Annotated in this window: 18 protein-coding genes; 8 read left to right on the top strand and 10 right to left on the bottom strand. The window is 39.2% G+C overall.

The window, feature by feature from the left end; all coding sequences use genetic code 11:
* Positions 1-11: 11 nt before the first annotated feature.
* Together mtaB and BLP52_RS11115 are read left to right on the top strand one after the other, a co-directional pair.
* Entirely contained in the window at positions 12-1,391 is a 1,380-nt protein-coding gene (gene mtaB / locus BLP52_RS11110) for a methanol--corrinoid protein co-methyltransferase MtaB (RefSeq protein ID WP_091710564.1), read from the top strand.
* 354 nt (positions 1,392-1,745) lie between these two features.
* Positions 1,746-2,819, top strand: coding sequence for a PKD domain-containing protein (locus tag BLP52_RS11115; RefSeq protein WP_091710565.1), 1,074 nt, complete (start codon positions 1,746-1,748; stop codon positions 2,817-2,819).
* 30 nt (positions 2,820-2,849) lie between these two features.
* Here the strand turns inward: BLP52_RS11115 and BLP52_RS11120 are convergent, their stop codons facing one another.
* Positions 2,850-3,893, bottom strand: coding sequence for a hypothetical protein (locus BLP52_RS11120; RefSeq protein WP_091710566.1), 1,044 nt, complete (start codon positions 3,891-3,893; stop codon positions 2,850-2,852).
* Positions 3,894-4,259: 366 nt separating this feature from the next.
* The gene (locus BLP52_RS11125) at positions 4,260-4,583 is read right to left on the bottom strand and encodes a Rieske (2Fe-2S) protein (RefSeq protein ID WP_091710567.1); all 324 of its coding nucleotides are present in this window, start codon (positions 4,581-4,583) and stop codon (positions 4,260-4,262) included.
* A 393-nt stretch (positions 4,584-4,976) separates the two neighbouring features.
* On the opposite strand from BLP52_RS11125, the gene BLP52_RS11130 reads away from it, so the two are divergent.
* From BLP52_RS11130 to eif1A, 5 genes are all read left to right on the top strand, one after another.
* A complete protein-coding gene (locus tag BLP52_RS11130; protein WP_154717858.1) occupies positions 4,977-6,113 on the top strand; it encodes a hypothetical protein in 1,137 nt (378 codons plus the stop codon).
* Positions 6,114-6,161: 48 nt separating this feature from the next.
* The gene (locus BLP52_RS11135) at positions 6,162-6,593 is read left to right on the top strand and encodes a hypothetical protein (RefSeq protein WP_091710569.1); all 432 of its coding nucleotides are present in this window, start codon (positions 6,162-6,164) and stop codon (positions 6,591-6,593) included.
* A 105-nt stretch (positions 6,594-6,698) separates the two neighbouring features.
* Complete coding sequence (locus BLP52_RS11140) at positions 6,699-7,133, top strand: hypothetical protein (RefSeq protein WP_091710570.1); 435 nt, start codon at positions 6,699-6,701, stop codon at positions 7,131-7,133.
* 267 nt (positions 7,134-7,400) lie between these two features.
* Positions 7,401-8,693: a DEAD/DEAH box helicase gene (locus tag BLP52_RS11145; protein WP_091710571.1), complete on the top strand. Its 1,293-nt coding sequence runs from the start codon at positions 7,401-7,403 to the stop codon at positions 8,691-8,693.
* A 306-nt stretch (positions 8,694-8,999) separates the two neighbouring features.
* The gene (eif1A, locus tag BLP52_RS11150; protein ID WP_084324031.1) at positions 9,000-9,335 is read left to right on the top strand and encodes a translation initiation factor eIF-1A; all 336 of its coding nucleotides are present in this window, start codon (positions 9,000-9,002) and stop codon (positions 9,333-9,335) included.
* 310 nt (positions 9,336-9,645) lie between these two features.
* Here eif1A and BLP52_RS11155 read toward each other — a convergent pair whose 3' ends face one another.
* The 4 genes from BLP52_RS11155 to BLP52_RS11170 all read right to left on the bottom strand — a co-directional run bounded on the left by BLP52_RS11155 (position 9,646) and on the right by BLP52_RS11170 (position 12,052).
* Complete coding sequence (locus tag BLP52_RS11155; RefSeq protein ID WP_091710572.1) at positions 9,646-9,852, bottom strand: TRAM domain-containing RNA chaperone; 207 nt, start codon at positions 9,850-9,852, stop codon at positions 9,646-9,648.
* A gap of 235 nt (positions 9,853-10,087) precedes the next feature.
* Positions 10,088-10,384: a mercury methylation ferredoxin HgcB gene (gene hgcB / locus BLP52_RS11160; protein WP_091710573.1), complete on the bottom strand. Its 297-nt coding sequence runs from the start codon at positions 10,382-10,384 to the stop codon at positions 10,088-10,090.
* On the bottom strand, positions 10,384-11,463 hold the full coding sequence (gene hgcA / locus BLP52_RS11165) for a mercury methylation corrinoid protein HgcA (protein WP_238380811.1): 1,080 nt from the start codon (positions 11,461-11,463) through the stop codon (positions 10,384-10,386). The genes hgcB and hgcA overlap by 1 nt, the downstream gene beginning before the upstream one ends.
* Positions 11,464-11,788: 325 nt before the next feature.
* Positions 11,789-12,052, bottom strand: a complete 264-nt coding sequence (locus BLP52_RS11170; protein WP_091710574.1) for a hypothetical protein — start codon at positions 12,050-12,052, stop codon at positions 11,789-11,791.
* Between the two features lie 152 nt (positions 12,053-12,204).
* Between BLP52_RS11170 and BLP52_RS11175 the strand changes: the two genes are divergently transcribed.
* A complete protein-coding gene (locus BLP52_RS11175; protein WP_091710575.1) occupies positions 12,205-12,405 on the top strand; it encodes a hypothetical protein in 201 nt (66 codons plus the stop codon).
* A gap of 52 nt (positions 12,406-12,457) precedes the next feature.
* Here BLP52_RS11175 and BLP52_RS11180 read toward each other — a convergent pair whose 3' ends face one another.
* The 4 genes from BLP52_RS11180 to pncB all read right to left on the bottom strand — a co-directional run bounded on the left by BLP52_RS11180 (position 12,458) and on the right by pncB (position 17,404).
* Positions 12,458-13,471 (bottom strand): ATP-binding cassette domain-containing protein, encoded by a 1,014-nt coding sequence (locus BLP52_RS11180; RefSeq protein ID WP_091710576.1) that lies wholly within the window; start codon positions 13,469-13,471, stop codon positions 12,458-12,460.
* Between the two features lies 1 nt (position 13,472).
* On the bottom strand, positions 13,473-14,168 hold the full coding sequence (locus BLP52_RS11185) for a GTP-binding protein (protein WP_091710577.1): 696 nt from the start codon (positions 14,166-14,168) through the stop codon (positions 13,473-13,475).
* Positions 14,165-15,400: an ABC transporter substrate-binding protein gene (locus BLP52_RS11190; RefSeq protein WP_091710578.1), complete on the bottom strand. Its 1,236-nt coding sequence runs from the start codon at positions 15,398-15,400 to the stop codon at positions 14,165-14,167. The genes BLP52_RS11185 and BLP52_RS11190 overlap by 4 nt, the downstream gene beginning before the upstream one ends.
* A gap of 795 nt (positions 15,401-16,195) precedes the next feature.
* Positions 16,196-17,404 (bottom strand): nicotinate phosphoribosyltransferase, encoded by a 1,209-nt coding sequence (gene pncB / locus BLP52_RS11195; RefSeq protein ID WP_091710579.1) that lies wholly within the window; start codon positions 17,402-17,404, stop codon positions 16,196-16,198.
* Between the last annotated feature and the right edge of the window lie 153 nt (positions 17,405-17,557).

A 17,557-nucleotide genomic window follows, 5' to 3' on the forward strand; every position in this document is an offset into this window, starting at 1 on the left:
GGTGATTACAAATGGCAATTAAAAGATTTACATCAATGGCATACTCCGAAGCAGATGAAATGGTCTTCGGTAACGCAAAATTACCTGTGAAAGCAGGTCTTGACCTCGAGATCGGAGCAGGATACACAACTGCAGAAGTAAACTACGCACCAAGGCCAGAAGCTGGTGAGTCCATGGAGAAACTCGTAAACGAGTACCAGAGGATTACAAAAGACATCATGGCAAGAATGGTCCAGGTCGGTTTCCCATCCGTAGTACTTGAGACAGAGCACGTTCAGCAGATGACCAACAACCCATCATGGGGAGCAGCTGTAGCACACGCACAGAAGACCATCATGGAAGAGTACCATGAAGAATATGGAATCAAATGTGCACTGAGACACACCCCTGGTGACATCAGAGAACACAAAGAGTTCATGGAGCTCAGAGGCGACAAGATGACAACCGTCATGGAGTCCTTCGAGCAGATCGCAGAAAGCGGCGCAGACCTTCTCTCCATCGAATCAATGGGTGGAAAGGAAATCTTCGACTACGCAGTACTCAGGAACGACGTTCCAGGTATGCTCTACGCAATCGGTTGCCTTGGTACCATGGACATGGAATACCTCTGGCAGGAAATCGCAAGTGTCGCACAGAAGAAGGGCGTAATAGCTGCTGGTGACACAGACTGTGCACAGGCAAACACTGCAATGTTCATTGCAGGTGGTCTCCTTGACAAGAATCTTGCACACACCCTTGCAATCCTCGCAAGAGCAATCTCCGCTCCAAGATCACTCGCAGCATACGAGGCTGGCGCAGTAGGTCCAGGAAAGGACTGTGGATACGAGAACATCATCGTAAAGGCAATCTCTGGTATGCCAATGTCCTTTGAAGGTAAGACTTCAACCTGTGCACACTCCGATGTAATGGGTAACCTTATCATGCAGTGCTGTGACCTCTGGTCAAACGAGTCCGTTGAATACCACGGTGAATTCGGTGGTACAACAGTACAGTGCTGGTCCGAGTCCCTCAACTACGACTGTGCTCTTATGAACACAGCTCTTAAGTCAGGAAACGAGAAGATCCTCAGAGACCTCCTCATGGCTTCCGACAGATTCAGAGACCCACAGTCATATGTACTTGCATACGACAACGCATACACCGTCGGTGAAGCAATCGTAAAGGACGCAGACGATGTCTTCCTCCGTGCAAAGAATGCTGCAGTAGCATGCTGTGACCTCCTGAACAACGCAGAGGGTCTTGAGATGACAAAGTTCGAACTCGGTGCACTCGCAAAGGCAACCTCAGAGCTCGACGCAATCACCTCAGAATCCGAGACATTCATGAGCGAATGCATGGAGAGATTCAAGGCAGAAGTACCAGTCTTCAAGCCAGAGAACTACGCTCTCTAAATTTAAAACCAGGACTAGAAGTTTTCTTTACGAAAACTTCTTTCCTTTATATTTCAAAAACGAGAAATCTTACAATTATCAATTCAAAATTAACTCCACAATTAAAAATCATAGGCTTTACAGGATTAAGGGTCAAAACGCCATCAATTCTACCTCCAACTCCACAACCTTCATTTTATGGCAAGTGCCTGTCACTTCTTCTGTAAAGCCTTTGATATCTTCATAATTCTGTTTTTCCTGTTCTTGCTAATGTTTTTCAGATGACAATATTAAGTTTTTTGTGTACATGAATCCACATTTCATGTTCATTACACTAATAAGCACAAACAAAGGTTCCTTCATATAGGTGCCTTTATGGATTCTTCAAAACGATTTAATTTACTTACAATATTTACATTAATAGCTGTGGTTATTTTTCCTGGATTGGTAGATGACAGCAGTTCTGCAGAGTTTTCTGTCAGTGAAATAAGCGTCATACCTTCCAGTTATGAGGTTGAACCGGGAAATTCGTTCACGATTGATGTCAGTATTGATCCGGTAAATCCTGTATCAGGTGTGCAATTTGACCTGTCACTTCCTTCTTCGGATTATTCAGTGATCAGTGTGAATGAAGGGGACCTGTTCTCCCAATCAGGAGCTACTGTGGCATTTGAACTAAAAACTACTTCTTCATCAATTTCTTCAGGAACAGTATATTCAGCAGTTCTTGGTAACATCTCAGCAACAAATGCCGGTACAGTTGTAGAAATGACTGTTGTTGCCGGAAAAGAAACCGGCTTTTTTGATATTGGTCTTCAAAATGTGATATTGAGTGATTCATCATCAAATCCTATGCAATTTGTCTCAAATCCGGCAACGGTTCTTGTTGATTCAAAACCTATTTTGACCAATCCTGGATTGGTTCAGGTTAAAGAGAGTGATCTGCTGGATCTGACATTACAGGTAACTGATGCAGATAAAGATATTCTGATATTCTCAGCCACTTCACTTCCAGCCGGTGCATCATTTAATAGTTCCACTGGTAACTTAATGTGGATTCCTGATGCCACTCAGGTAGGTGAGCATTCTGTTGAAGTAATGGTAAGCGATGGTTATCTGAATGACACAGCGGTTATGACAATTCAAGTCCTTCCTTCAGATTTGCCACCCATTGCAGATGCAAATGGTCCGTATACAACAAGAGTTGGTAAAAAGATTAAATTAACAGGTACAGATTCCTATGATCCTGACGGAACTATCATGTCATATATCTGGGATTTCGGGGATGGTAGCACTTCAGTTGATGCAACTCCTTTCCATACATATACAAAGACAGGTGTCTACACTGTAACATTGACCATAATGGACAATGCCGGAAATACTGATACAGATGTGACAACAGTAACAGTTGAGAGCTTCTTTAAATATTATGTTAGTCAACTAAAATAAAAAAAGGAATCAATTTAATGTCAGAAGGCTTTAAGCCTCCTGCCATCCTATTTCTGTAAGTGGTTTCACGGCACTTTCTTTTACTTTCATTGTGTATTGACATTTTCCATCATTGAGAATGTCAGAGCTCAGATCTGAAATTTCTATGTTATACACAGTGCCAAAGTATGCAATTGCAAGTTCTTCTTCTGTTGGTTCTTTGAAGAAGTTGATATTACCTTCAGCATACCAGTTCTGCCATGGTGTTTCATTGCAGTTCATTTCTCCTGATACCATTGTGACAGTTTGCTCCAGCATTACCTGGTTAACTTCATCCCATACACCGTCAATTGTTGCGGTCATCACATTCCTGTTATACAGCACCAATTCGATACTGTGCTCGGTTATTACTTGAGTTACCATCTGTCCGGATCTGTTTCCATAGCCACCGTGGCTGCTTGTGAATTTATATGATAGGGTGGACTCACTGGGATTCTCTACACTGACATTGTATTTGACAAATTCAAGATCAGAACCATCAAAGCTGTAAGTTGGTGCTTCCATTATCCATTCGCTGGCAATTTCTTTTAGTTCATCTTCAGTAGGTGACATTACGTATTGTCTCAGTTTAAGAAGTTCATCATTTATCCTGTTTAAGCCATCTGGCATGTATTCGGAAGCATAAGGTTGAACCTTGACTATTTTTGTAGCATCTCCCTGAATAACCTGGATCTCAAGTGTACCTGTATCCGCAACGATGGGCATTCCGTCCTTTGGTTCATAGAGTTCATTAAGTTCCATGAAGTTGTTCTCATTAAAAAGAGCAACCAGTTTATCTCTGGTTTCCTGATCAACAGGTTTGACATATCTGGCTGTCAGTTCATCCTGGTAATTGTAATAACTGAATTCAACTGATGTGGAGTTCACTACCAGTTTCTGAACTGCCATTTCAGGTAATGTGTAAGCACCGTATGAAAGACGCACTATTGTGGCACTATCAGATACAGCATTTTCGTTAGTATTGTTCTGCACTTCAGCACAGCCAGCGGCGATGAGGAAAAGTGCTAGTAAAAAAATAGTGATCAATTTATTCAATATAACCCTCCCGTTATTATAATGGTTCGTTTTTTCTATAATATTGTTCTTGTTGTTCGTAATGTCCTTATTGTCTCACAGTTGAGACTAAAACGCATTGTACTTATTAAATAATTACTAAAACTTCAAACCAATTCGTAGCTATGATCCTGAAATATTATCTGAATAAAATGTATTAATTTCAAAAAAATATTCATTTATAATATTCCTTTCAGTCCTCTGAGTGAATCACCAATTTTTAAGATATTTGAAGGTTCACCTCCAAGATGGAAATATTCAATGTTTATTCACATGAATATAAATATATTTTCATTTAGTTTCAGAAAACTAGCCTTTAAAAAATTAAAATGTGGATTAGTTCTATTTTCAGACGAAAACTGAGATGATTCCGTTCTCAATCTTTATCTCATAAGTGTCAACCTTAGGATCATCCATGTCGATATATTCTCCTGTATCGACATTCTCACCGGTCCTTATGTCAAAACCCCAATTGTGACATGCACATTTGAGCGTGTAATCATCAAGTGTGCCACTTTTAAGAGGACATCCCTGATGAGGACATTCGTTATCAAGTGCATATATTTGATTGTTCTTCCTTATCAGAGCTATTTGCTTATTACCGGTGTTCACAACTTTTATTTTCTCTTCTTTAAGATCTTCTTCCTTAACGGCAGCTACCCACTCAGGCATGATATTACCCCACATCTGGTTTTAGTCTAAAGAATGGATTGGTCTGGTAGTAACAGCTTTTTCTTCGCAGACTTTTCCCTTTTCCCACAATTATCTCTGACCTTTATTTATAAATAAATTTCTACAATTCAAATTTACTGTCAGTTTCTAACAGTTTGTATCGGTTTATGATTTTTGTAGCAGCCCATAATTACATATGTTCTGAAAACAGATACTAAAACAGATACCAATTAAAATGGCAGTATTGCATGGTTGTCATAAAAAATGACTACTGCTTAAGGAATGAATACTATCAATAGTACAAAATCATTTAGATTATTAATAGATGAAAAGATTTCTGCAGATGTTCTGTATTTGTGGTTAAAACGTATATTTTTCTATGTTCTTCTGTTCTTGGTCAGTTCAGGGCTTTCTCATTATCTTGTCAGTGAGTTCGGTTCTTCAGATTATAATATGGCAAGTGCACGTTACATGATAAGTGCCCTGATACAGAGTGAAGCAGCTATAATGGCAATAATTGTGACTTTAAGTCTTGTTGCTGTGGAACTGGCTTCCAGCTCCTACTCTGTGAGAATGATAGACCTTCTCAAGTTATATAATCCAGATTTCTGGATTTTGATGATTGCATATATTGTATCAATGAGTTATGGCCTTTTTATCTTAAAATCAATTCCGGATGAAGGTAATAGGGAGATAGATATGCATATCTCATTTGTATATTATACAGGGATATTTTCATTTTTAATATTGTTCCCGTATCTTTTCAGAACACTCAAAACACTCAAACCTTCAACTTTACTGAATATGCAGGCAATGAAACTGACAGCTGGCAATATTACAACTGCTATCAGTTCGGATGCGGCCGATCCACTGGAAAAAGACCCGATACAACCATTGATCGATATTGTGAGCAGTTCTATGCTGAACCATGATTTTGAAACAACAAGGAATGGGTTGAACATCATAGGCCTCAGGTCAAAGGAAATATTTTCTAATGAAGATCTTGAGCCCACTGAACTTAAAATAATAGCAAATTACATATTTTCCAGACTTGCAAGGTTTGGTAAGTTCACTTTGAACCATTATGATGAAGATGCTACTTTCATTGTTATCAGAAATCTGGAATTGTTATGGAATGAGCTTGAAAAAAGTGACAAACGGGAAGCAATACTTGAGGCTTCATCTTCACTGGAGCAGATAGGTGTGGTTGCTGCTGATGTAAACCAGAAGAATATTCTCTCTACTGTTATTAATCATCTGTATGATATCGGTCAGAAGGGATTGAATGAGGATCTTGATAGTGAATCTGCAAAGGTTATCGATTCAATTGGTTCAATTGGAGTTGCATGTGCCGGGAATAGAATGGAACCATGGATTATTGAAGATATTATTCATGATATCAGTAAGCTTGGTGAAAAATCATCTGAAATGGAGCACTGTGCTTCATTGAAGCAAGCCCAAGATCAATTGGATGCATTGAAATCTTCCATTCAATTAGAAAAAAATACAGGTTATTTCATTAATATGTAAATTGGTTTGAGGAGACTATATTAATCTTAAAGATGTAACATCAGAGACATGAATTCTAAAAAAATGTTTGTTTTAGTTCTGCTGCTGGTTTTTGTTGCAGCTGCAGGATGTCTTGCTGAAAGTCAGGTATCAAGGGCCAATGTGGAATCATCAAATTATGATGGGGCCCTGCTAAATGAAAATATGGATCGAATTCTGGATAGTCAGATAGTTGGCTCCGAGCCTATTAAGTTTAGCAGTGTTAATGATTCTAAAGTTTATTGGGACTGGCACCATCATACTTCAGATATGTTAGAAGAGCGAATTGGAAAAAAGATTACGGTTTATAGTCACTCGTTAAGTTATTCCGGAGTACTAAAGGAAGTTAGTAAATACTATATTCTAATGGATGACTATTATTGTGGGTTAGTTTATATTGATATTGACAGGATTACTGCTATTTCTGATAAGAGTTACTGTTATTTCTGCTCAAAATTGTAAGGTTATTATATTGCTAAAACAGATAATGATCGAAAATCAATATATTCATATAGTAGTGTAATTTTATTACAAATCACCCTATCATTTATTCAAAGAAGGTAGAGCATGGATTCTAAAAAGGTATTTATTGTATTTATGTTACTTGTCACAGTAGCAATTGCAGGCTGCCTCGCAGACAGCCAGACCAATCAAATGATTGAAAACAATTCGAATGCACCGGATAATACTGTAACTTCAGATAATGATAATGGAGATGATGTTCAGGAAGTTCGAATTGTCAATTCCGAGCCCATCAAATACGAGAATGTCAGAAGCTATGAAGTTTATTGGGACTGGCACAATACAACATCAGATCTGCTTAGAGAACATCTTGGAGAGGATGTAAAGATATATTGTTATTCCTTAAGTTATTCAGGAAAACTCAATGAGATTGGAAAGTATTATATTCTCCTAGATGACAATGCACAAGGCTTGATATATGTTGATATCGATCAGATTACTGCTATTTCTGCAGAAAATCCAACTGTAAATGCACACTAAGTCTCTAGGAGATTTTTGGACAAAGTTGAGATGATGATTTTAAATCTGTAGAGCCATCATCTCAATTTGCTTTATAACCGACAAGCTTAATTCCATTGTTGCTATTAAGAGAGCACAGATCTTTTTTGTTTTGCTTTACCAAAACAATTTGGAACGTTTAAAGACTCAAAGACTTTATTTTGAAGCATGGCCAAATTGGAAACCGTTGTGATGATTTATCTCATCCTGTGTTTTGCATAAGGCCGTATCATCACAGGAATTATTAATATGGAATCATCAACTTTCAAAGACCTTCATTTATCACGAAATCTTGAAAAAGCAATTGAAGAACTGGGTTTTGAGGAGCCAACTCCTATCCAGGCCCAGTCAATACCTTTTATTATGGAAGGCAGGGATGTCATCGGACAGGCCCAGACAGGTACAGGAAAAACAGCGGCTTTCGGAATTCCTGCTCTTGAAATGGTAAATCCTAATAGCAAGAAGACACAGGCACTTGTACTATGTCCTACAAGGGAACTTGCAAACCAGGTTGCAGAAGAGATGGGCAAACTTGCCAAGTATCTGAATGTAAAGATACTTCCGGTTTACGGCGGACAGAATATTGACAGACAGATCAAGGCTCTCAGAAAGGGTGTCCAGATAGTTATCGGTACTCCTGGAAGGGTTCTGGATCACATTGAGAGAAAGACACTGAAGCTTAACGGCGTTGATATGATCGTGCTTGATGAAGCCGATGAAATGCTGGATATGGGTTTCAGGGAAGATATCGAGACTATTCTTAGCAGTGTTCCTGAAACAAGGCAGACCATTCTTTTCTCTGCAACCATGCCAAAGCCAATAATGAGGCTTACAAAGCAGTATCAGCAGAACCCTACGCTTGTAAAGACAATTCATAAGGTAGTTACTGTTCCAAACATGGAGCAGTCCTATTTTGAGGTAAAGCATCATATGAAACCTGATGTTCTTTGCAGGATGATCGATATCTATGATGTGAAGTCTTCTCTTGTATTCTGTAATACTAAGAGAATGGTTGATGATCTTGTTACCACTCTAAAGGCCAGAGGGTATCTTGCAGATGGTCTTCACGGTGATATGAAGCAGACCCAGAGAGAAAAAGTAATGGCTAGTTTCAGGAAAGGTGAGATCGAAACACTTGTTGCTACTGATGTGGCTGCACGTGGTATCGATGTGGAGAATATTGAGGTTGTATTCAATTTTGATATGCCACAGGATGAAGAATCATATGTTCACAGGATAGGAAGGACCGGCCGTGCAGGAAGGCAGGGAATTGCACTTACTTTTGTCACTGCAAGGGAAATCTACAAGATCAAGAATATCCAGAAGTATACCAAGACCAAGATAAAGTGCAAGAAGGTTCCTACCAGAAGCGATGCCGAGGAGATCAAGGCAGGTATGCTTGCAAACCGGGTCAAAGAAACCATTGATGAAGGTCATCTGGGCAAATATGTCCACTGGGTAGAAAAAATGCTTGATGAGGATTGTACTACCATGGATATTGCAGCAGGTCTTGTTAAGATCATGCTTGCTGAGAACAGGTAATCATTCTGATATTCGGGTCATTGGATATATGAGCTATATATACTGATCAAATTAATGGGGATTCCCCCATATTTCATTTATATCCTACGGTTCATATTATATACTATGACCCTGTTTATTGAATACTGATAATTAAATACCTGTTAAAAACTGTTAATATCTTATTATTTTTCAGTAACAGGTAATGTATGTTTGTTTTATTTAACTGGGATATTTTTGATGTTGTGTGATCTTGACAGCATTTGTCATTAATGTCTTGTATTTGAATAAAGCAGGAATAAAAACAGTTCACACTGAGGTATTAATCTGGCTAATTATAGAAGTAAGAAAAGGAAAAGTAACGCAAGTGGGGGAAACACTGATGGCGAAGTTGTCAGAGTCAGAACTCCACGTAAAGATAATGGTGAGGTTCTTGCAACCGTTTCAAGTTTACTTGGAGCTAACAGGGTAAGGTTGCAGTGTATGGACGGTGTTGTCCGTATGGGAAGGATCCCTGGTTCAAAGAAGAAGAGAATGTGGGTTCGTGAAGGCGATATTGTTATTGCTACTCCCTGGGAAATTCAGGATGAGAAAGCTGATGTTATCTGGAAGTACACAAGGCCACAGGTTAACTGGCTTGAAAAGAAAGGATTCCTTAAATAGATGAATTTATTATTCATCTTTTAATTGGTTTTGATCTTTAAGTCATCCAGATTTTCGTTTTTTAATATTTTACAAACTACTATTTTGAACTATGGACTATTGCATTTCATTATTTTGCATTATTCTCTTTATAGGTCCACAATCTCTTTACAGGATATAACAATTTTTTCAAATAATCAACATTGCTATTTGAAAGACCGTTAAAAATCAGATTGCTTCAATAGTAGAAGATTAAAGAGTTCAAGAATAATTTAAAAGAGTGAAAAATATCTGAAGTACCGATGTTACTTTATTAAAAAATGTAAGTTGCTTATTCAGCAACTTCTGCGAAAGCGAACTTTCTGAGTACTTTTGTGATCTTGATGTTTACTTCATCGCCTACGGATGTACCTGGTACAAAGATTACAAAACCGCTTACTCTTGCAATTCCGTCTCCTTCTCTTGCGATATCCTCGATTGTTACTTCGTATGTCTCTCCGGCATCTACTGGAGCAGTTGATTCTTCTCTGTTGAACATTTTAAATTCACGTCCTTTTTAATAAAGCCTAAAATACCTGAAGTAAGCTGAAAACATAATGCAAAATAGAAATCTACAGTAAAAGTAAATGCCATTTAATGTCAATACGTTTAGCGAATAACAGTCTTATTTTAAAGCATTCTATCATAGGTTTGTTTGTATAAAAGGGTTATGCATGGAGGTGTTTTTTATTTATTACTTTAATTCTTTCTTCTTTAATAATGGCAAAAAAATTTTACTGGCAGCATCCATCCTCACCACAGCAGCATGCTTCGCTATCCATGTCCTTTCCCTTAAGGGCTGCACTGATCATTGCCCACGCACAGCCAACACCACTCTGTACTTCAATTGCCTGTACCGGACAATTCCCGGCACATGCTCCACATTCCATGCATAATTCCGGTTTTGTGAGTTCTACATGCTTTTCTCCTTCGGTGAAAACTCCATGCGGGCAGACATGTGTGCACATAAGACAGTTGATGCATTTTTCAGGATAGTACTGAAGTGTGTTCTCTTTGTATGAATTGAACATCAGATCATCTCCTTCAGGTATGCAATTGTCAGAATGAGCAAGCAAAGCAATCCGGCTCCTGCTGTCAGTGCCATGTAAGGTACGTATCTGAATATCTCTTTCTTAACACCGGTTCTTGATGTATAGGTTGTACAGCCTGTAAAGTTAAGAGCAAGGTAGCCTGTTACTGCCGGTACTATCAGGAACATAGCTATCAGTGATAGCATTTCTTTCCAGAGGAACATGGTATTATTTGCTGCAAAGCTGATTCCAAATGGCAAGGCTACCAGCCATCCTAAGATCATTCCCTTGATGCTGAGATCATGTGCTGGCAGGTAAGGCAGCAGAACAGGGAACAATACTGTTCCTGCAAATGCTGTTACGATTGCAAGAAGTGCTGCAAAAGGACCGGACAGTAGGTAGAGGATTATCACAGCAATAAATGTCGGTTTGATAACATGGATGAACTCTATCGGTGTCAGTACCAGCCTGTCCCGGAAAGTGAACCTGACCTTTCTCATTTCAGTCGTTGCAATATGGTTCTTGAGATACTCCGGCAAGTCCTGAGCGCGTACCGGCCCGTATTCTACTTTGAATCCGGATTTGCGTTTAACTTCATGTGCAGAGACACCAGGTGCTCCAAGCTGTGGTAATATCAGGTTGCGGTGATTGACAAGCTTTGCAAGTCCTGACCACCTGATGCGATATACTATCTCATTAGTGCCGAATGTTCCTTTTCCGGCAGCACACCAGACATTGATTCCTTTTGTGTCAATGACAAGGATGTAACAGTCAATACCAGCCAGTGAACTGCGCAGTGCATCAAAACTGAGTGTGTAGTTGGCAGAAACAAATACCGGTGAATCAGAATCAGGACTACCAAGTTTATAGATGCCCGGTTCTACTATATGTCCCATCCTGTTAACTCCCCAGCGGGCAAGGAAATGGTCAAGCCTGTCGTTGGAAGTGATTAAGCTTGTTGTTTCACGGATCTGCGGTGCAGGGACGTTTTTGTCCAGACCTATCATCTGAATGAACTGGCCGGTATCCGCTTTGCTGTCAGAAGGGCAGCATGAACCTTTATCTATGGTGTCGTCCATGTTTTTCACCTTGAAATAGGAATGTTTCAAAAAGATTTGAACAATTAGTAGTATGGTGGGAGGCTGCACTTATATTTATCTGATAGATTGTGACAAGGGTGTTTTCTTGATATAATAATTGAGGATAGAAGTTTATTTTTTCGTTTATGGAATGTGCCGGCTTCGCCGGGACTTCTTCGACATGTTTTTTACTATATTTTCCGATTAGTCAACTTTAACGCAAAAGTAATTTCAAAATTGCTATGCGTGTTGTAAAATGAGATTTAACATATAAATTAATCTTTTGTATACTAAATTTAATTGGAAGTTTTCTTTTATTGGGTGGTTACGGAGAAGTGTTAACAAGTGCGAGTGCCGACTCCATCTTGGAGGACCAATCATTCCACAGAACAATTATAATCACAAAGGAAAGAATAAAAAAAATGATATTTATCCATATTCTACCATTTTCATTCAACTTATCTTTAGCTACATAATCATCTATTAATCTGAAAAGAGTAGTTATAAATAAATTTCCTGCAATTCCAGCAGCCAAACCTATACCTAGTGCAGCATAAAACAAAAATGAACTAAAGGCTTCAGAATTCATATCATTACCCAATTAACTTAATATACAATACAAAAATCAAGAAAAGATATATACTTATTTATTTTGTTTTGATATTCCGATAGATTAAATAATAAAGTATTTTTAGGACCACATGATATTTTGAAATACCAAGTATTGTATGGGGGATTAAAATGGCAAAGAAATCTGCAAAAAAGACCAGTTTAGTAGGTCCAGCCATCGAGAAAAATGGACCTAAAACAAGGCAAGGTAAAATAAATAGAATGATGACTGGAGACGGAAGACGTAATTATAACAATTTATCCTTAGAGGAAAGAATGAATCTTATGATGGGAATCGCACCGACTTCTAAAAAGAAAAAATCAAAAAAGTAGTTTCAATTAATCTTCCTTTTATTGGTGATAATAAAAAATCCATCAAACAAAATCAAATCAACAAATCACTCAGATCGATCTCTTCCCCAGTCCTCAACTGGTCTCTCATAAGTGTGATCTTCCTGTCAATTTTCTCAAGGCTTTCCAGATGCTTTTTCTCATCATCTGTGGTCTTCAGAAGTTTTGAGATGCCGCCGTTCTTGATGACAATACGCTGGTCTGCCGACAGGGCTAAAAGTGGGTCATGAGTGCTGATAAGGACAATCTTATTGTTACTTACCAGAAGTTCAAGGGATTTGACCTTGTCAACTCCGGCATTCTCAATTTCGTCTATCAGGACAACGGATGCAGGGCTTAGGAGCGCTGTGTCTGCTATCATCAGGGCTCTGGATTGTCCTCCTGAGAGTTGTGTAACAGGAGTTTCCCGGCTGAAAGGTTCGCCTGCAAGGACGTTTGCAGTATCGTATATCTTCTGGACAATGTGGTGGATCTCATCGACCATACGGCTCTCGGCATGAAGTGTCAGGAAATCCTCGACGCTCAGGTCCATGACAAAATTCATGTTCTGGGAAAGTTGTGCGATAAAGCGTCCTTCAGTTGAGAAACGTTCCTCATCTGTAGGGGAGCGGCCATCCACCAGTATGCTTCGTCCAGTGGGTGTGTCTTTCTGCGCCAGTGATTCAATATCAGCCAACAGGCGGGATTTGCCTGATCCGGTTGGACCGACAATTGCTGTCACTTTTCCCTTTTTCAGCTCAACTGAAAAAGCCTCAGTTTCTCCATTCTTATTTCGTCCGGGGAAGACTGTCAGTGAATTGATGGAAAATCCACTATCCTGCTTAAGAGCTTTGACCTGCTCGATAAACATGAAGAAACCGTCAATAAAGGCATGATAGGTGGTTCCTTTTTCCATAAAATAATCCTTGCCAGGTGTTGAACCTAATTCTTCCAGCTTCAGGTTCCCGATCTCAGCAGGGTCGATTGCAAACGAAGAGAAATAATCCTCTATCCAGGGCATCATCTCCATGAGCTCATCTATTGCCATTTGAAGAAGAGTTGTTCTCATTTTAGTCATCTCCCCTGAAATTGACAAGTTTTGAAACACCAATTTGCCTGTCATCGCCTATCTTTCTCTCACCAAGGCAATAAGAGCACAAAGCTCCTGGCATGGTAAACCTGAGTGTTGCACCTCGTAGTGTATCAACCGAGCTGGTCTTCTCAACTTGCTTTGCAAGGTAGAAACTACCCTGTCCTGTAACGCCGTTGATGTGAATAATCATTCCTCTTGGGTTGACCTGTCTCACCCTGTATGCAAAGACTTCACGCTCAGCCTGGGAGACAATATCGCCTTTGGTTATGACAACGATGTCTGCCATTTTAAGCATCGGACCTATCTTTTTAGGTGTGTTGACACCACTGAGGTTATCAATTACACAGATTGCCAGAACATCTTTTATGTGAGGAGAACACCGGTTGCAAAGACCTGCACTCTCTGTTATCAGGAAGTCAAAATTCCTGTCTTCAGCCCATTTGATTGCTTCTTCAATATTGCTCACAAAAAAATGATCAGGACAGAGTCCTCCGGAAAGTCCGGTCCTGACAGGGATACTGTAAGCTGAATAAAGCTCTTCGTCCTGTGCCGAGAGACAATCGAATTTAACTACGCCAACAGTGAAGCCCTTATTTTTGAGTTCTTCAACTGTCCTGACGATTATGCTGGTTTTTCCTGAAGATGGAGGACCTGCTACCGTAACAAGTCTCAAACCACGCCTCCGGTTGTCATGAACTGTTTGTTGAATACTTCAGCAATCTCCTTTTTGAGTGCACCGATGTCATTGTTTAGCAGGAAATCCCATCCAAGCCAGTAGAGTGAGCCGACATCATCCATCTTATTCTTGACTTCAGGATTTGTTGTCGGGAAGAAAGCCCTGGCAGAAATGTCACCGAACTTCTTTCCGCAAAGGAAATCAATTATTTCCTTAACTCTTTCAGTTGCTTCCTTTTTTACCAGCATCTGTACCGGACTTACGATTGCTCCTTCTTTTGGTACAGTAATCGAGACCCTGGATTTGTCCTGTATCTTCATTGCAAAGAAATGAGGCATGATATACATAGGTGGCACATCATCCTTCTTGCTATCTACCATCTTCACCATCTGGGATGGGTGCAGTCCCATATAAACCGAGGATGCCAGTTTCCTGATTCCTTCCGTGCCATACATCTGGTAGAATGGAAGCAGTACTCCGTTACAGAAGAATCCATTCTGTCCACGCATAGCAACCTTGTTCCTGAATTCGTCTTTCAGGAGTTCTTCCCATGACTCTGGTCTTGGATTATCTCCCATGAGTTCATCTATTGTAACCAGCACAAGGAGATTTCCTGAGATCATGGTAAACTGTTCACGAGGGTCAGCAAAACCTATCTTCTCAAAGTCACTGTTCATTGGTGATGCACCAAGATCAATGAAGTATTCATGACTCAGGAAGTTCTCCAGGAATGGTTTATGGTAGAAACTGTTAATATCGGAACTGATGATTATATCCGGTAATTCTTCAACCGACGTTACCGAGTCCATATATGCATAGTAGGAAAGTTCATGATTGACGTTACCTTCTACGAGTGAGTGGAGCACATTACCTGTCTGCTTGCTGTACTCGGTAGAGAACTCATTAAGAGCTCGGTTAAAAGGCATTTTCATGCCACATGGTAAAAGGGCAAGAAGTGTGAGCTCCTTTTGTCTCTGCGGAGCATCGGCAAGGGTGAAATCACCTCTTGATTCATTGTCTGCTATAGCCTGGTTCAGTAACTCAATGAATGATTCCTTATTTACTGAAACCATTGAAAGGGCTGTTTTCAGTTTGAGTAATGGTCCGAGTTGTTCAAGCACATCCTTCGTCTCGAATTTTCCCATCCCATGCTGCTTGAATATTTTCAGTAAAAAGGGATATTCACTTAATATCTGGTATACGCTCATCGTTTCATCTATTTTTTCCATATTTATTCCCCTGATACTTTTTTACTTATTTTTGATCCTTATTCTCACAGCTTGCATTAACTGTATTAATAATCTGTTTTGATTATCAGGTATCCAAATAGCTATACAAATATATAAATATTATCATATAAGAACTAGTTTTCCGGGTAATTGGTTGCTTTTTGATAGTCTGTCGCTATTTTGCGAAAATGTCAATTGTTTTTTAAGTAAATGACCGCTCTACATCATCATTATGATATATTAATTCATGGATATATTTATTAAGTATTAAAATCTACTAGATTTTAGTCAACAAACACAATAAAAACGGAAAAACAAAGATAGTGAAAGATGCAGGTATTACGGTTACACTCTCCCCTCAGACCATGTCCGTAAAAGGACGATAAACCTGTACATTTCATTTGACACAAGAAGTGGAGTATGAGCGGTGGGGTTGTGTTTGTTGATGGGGTTATTGTCATACAGGAGGATATTTCCTCTTTTTTCCAGCTTTTTTATATAATATAATTGCTGCATGAAGGAGTCAGAGTCTTTAGTATTTATTTTATACTTACTATTCTGAAAATATATGTTAAATCAAAAATAATTGCTGCATTTCGTATCAATATTTCAGAATGTTTATATAGTACGGACGCCAATGTTAAAAAGGTGAGTTTTTTATGAAAAGTAGTACTTATGTTGAAATTAAGAAAGGTCTTCTGATATTTCTGGTCTATACTTTTCTAATGGTATCATTGGGAATTATGTCCCAGGTGACTGGATTTATTTAATCCCGACTCTTCCAATATGATTTTCTTAATCATCAAGTCCTTTACGGCCGAAAATATAGTTTGCCACCCTTAAGGCATCCTTATCTCCTGTCTCTTTTCCTTCGTCATCACTCAATTTTACAACTGGTATATCATTGACACTATGCAGTTTAATGACCATGTTCAGAGGTGGACTTGAGCGGAAAAAATCATAATTGTTTGTAAGGCTGGTACCTATTCCGAAAGTGCAGTTTATGTGTCCCGCACATTTCTTCTTTATTTCAATAGCAGCAGTAGCTGAAAGTGAATCACTGAACACCACTACCTTTGTCAGTGGATCAATTCCCATTTTCTGATAGTGCTCTATGACCCTGTCCGCAAAGACAAGCGGATCACCGCTATCATGACGCACACCATCGTAAAGTTTGGATAATTTCAGGTTGAAATTCCTGAAGAAAGGCTCTGAGCCAAAAGTATCAGAAAGAGCAATACCAAGATTTCCCTTGTAAACGCTTACCCAGTTCTCCAGTGCAAAAAGATTAGCATTTCGCATTCCGATAAGTGCGGAAATTCCCATAATCCATTCATGACCTATTGTACCTATGGGTCTGACACCATATTTTTTCGCAAGATAAACATTACTTGTACCTGAGAACGCCTTACATTTATGTAATACTTTTACAGCAATGTCATGTATTTTGAAACTGCGTCTTCTGCGGGTTCCGAACTCTGAAAAACTACAGTTGTTCTGTTCAAGTTCCCTGCCTATCTTTCCCATAAGATCAGCGTAATCCTGCAACAGTTCATCATAAACTCTGCCAGTATCAGGGTCTGTATTTTTCCAGTCACTTTCTACCATATCAAAATAAAGCTCGGAAAGTGTTGCCATAAGGACGATCTCCCAGAGAATACTGCTGTGCCAGGGTCCTTTTACCACAAGGTCAAGATTGTTATCTTCAGTCAGGGACACAGATACTTCCGAAGGGTCAAAACGATAATTTCTGAGATATTCTACATAACTGGGTTTAAAAAAAGGACATTCAGCTTTCAGCCATTTGTATTCATCATCTGTCAGGCGGAATAAAGGAATCTCTTCCCTGATAAGCCTTTTAAGCTCTTCAACAAATTCCGGTGTGAAGCGCTGTTCTCCTCTGTTGGTGAATCTGTATTCTGCAGATGCCTGCGGGAACAGCTCAAGAACTGCCATCTGCATGGTCAATTTGTATAGGTCGTTATCCAGTATTGAGCAAATCAAGTTGATTCATCCCCATAAGTCAGTAATAAATAGTTGCTGTAAAGCTTCCTACATGCCTACACTCTTCATCTATATATCATGTTTGATTGTGTTCATCATTTTTGCCTGCATATTTCATCTTTCTGGAAATCAGTTCAGTATAGATTAATATAG

It is taken from the genome of Methanolobus vulcani, from assembly GCF_900100715.1.
Taxonomy (GTDB): domain Archaea; phylum Halobacteriota; class Methanosarcinia; order Methanosarcinales; family Methanosarcinaceae; genus Methanolobus; species Methanolobus vulcani.